Here is a 1,405-nt window from a genome sequence, read left to right as displayed (position 1 = left end):
AAATCCCCGCCCGGTACTGAACTTTTATCGCATAAGCGTTTGTGCCAACTTTATCCCCCAACGTCAGATAATAGTCTCCGTGCCATAAACTCAGAATCGCGGGCTCAGTCATGTTCATTACTCGCACGGGATAATGGCGTTTTTCAGGTTGTAATACATAGCGAGCCTGATCATCAAGGCGCAAAATGATCCTTGCTTGTTCTGCGGTGTAATTTGGCCCTATTACCCAATCCATACCTTGATAATCGATACCAATGTTTGCTCTTTGATGTGAAACACCAGGCTCTACTCGCAAGTTGTATTGGTACGAGTATTCACTGTTGAAGACAGCTCCCACAACGGCTACAGAAAAACCGACGTGTGCTAATACCATCTTGATTAGTGGCCCTTTATTTTCGGCATTCAGCCATAACATAGTGTGCGTAGCAATAACCCAAGCAGCTAAAAATACACTTGTAATTGTCCCAATACGTACGGTATCAACCGATAAGATAAAGACGGCTACGACACCTAATGCGATTGTACTTGCGAAGGCGAATTGCCCTTTCCAGTTCGCGCGCACTCCTTTTGTCCACCGCAAAATTGGCGTCATGGCTAACGCCAACAAAGCGAAAATACTAAGAGAAAATATCAAGCTATTAAAATACGGCGCACCAACAGAGATGTTTCCCAACCCTAGCAATTGATAAATCATCGGGTAGAACGTACCTAAAAAGACGATCGCCGTGGATATGACCAAAAGTCCAATGGCCACATACACCATATAAGAACGACTAATCAAGGAACGTAATCTAAATGGTTTGATGGCATCTCCACGCACAATCAGTACGCCAAACGTCATCAATACTAACGCACTAAGCACAGCAAGCAGGGCTAAACCTTTGGTAGGATCCACAGCAAAAGCATGCACCGACGTTAATACGCCAGAACGTACGATAAATGTCCCGAGAATGCTTAAACTAAAGGTCGCAAACGCCAACGCGTATGTGCTCCACAACGCTCCCTGATTTTTCTTTGCTAATACTCCGCTGTGCAGGAGTGCAGTGCCGGTTAACCACGGCAATAGAGAGGCATTTTCTACTGGGTCCCAAAACCACCAGCCTCCCCAGCCAAGTTCATTGTATGCCCACCAAGAGCCGACAAGGATACCAACAGTCAGAGTTCCCCAGGCAAAATACGCGGCCTTTCGCGTACAACGGTACCATTCATTGACAGGCCGTTTGCTTAATAACGCCGCAAGTGCAAACGCCAAAATGGCGGAATAACCAACGTAACCTAAATATAAAAGTGGCGGATGAATGATCAATCCGATGTCCTGCAGCATTGGATTCAAATCACGTCCTTCTACCGCCAATGTTTTTGCGAACTCAAAAGGGTTAGACGTTGTCAACGTAAACCAAGCAAA

1 protein-coding gene is annotated in these 1,405 nt (G+C 45.8%); it reads right to left on the bottom strand.

Annotated features, from left to right (window positions below; all coding sequences use genetic code 11):
* On the bottom strand, positions 1-1,405 hold a 1,405-nt coding region (locus tag R8N28_RS24910), incomplete at both ends, for a heme lyase CcmF/NrfE family subunit (protein ID WP_318183627.1).

The sequence above is a fragment of the Vibrio sp. Vb1554 genome (assembly GCF_033344235.1).
Note: the sequence above shows the minus strand (reverse complement) of the source record. Positions and strands in the feature narration are given on the sequence as shown.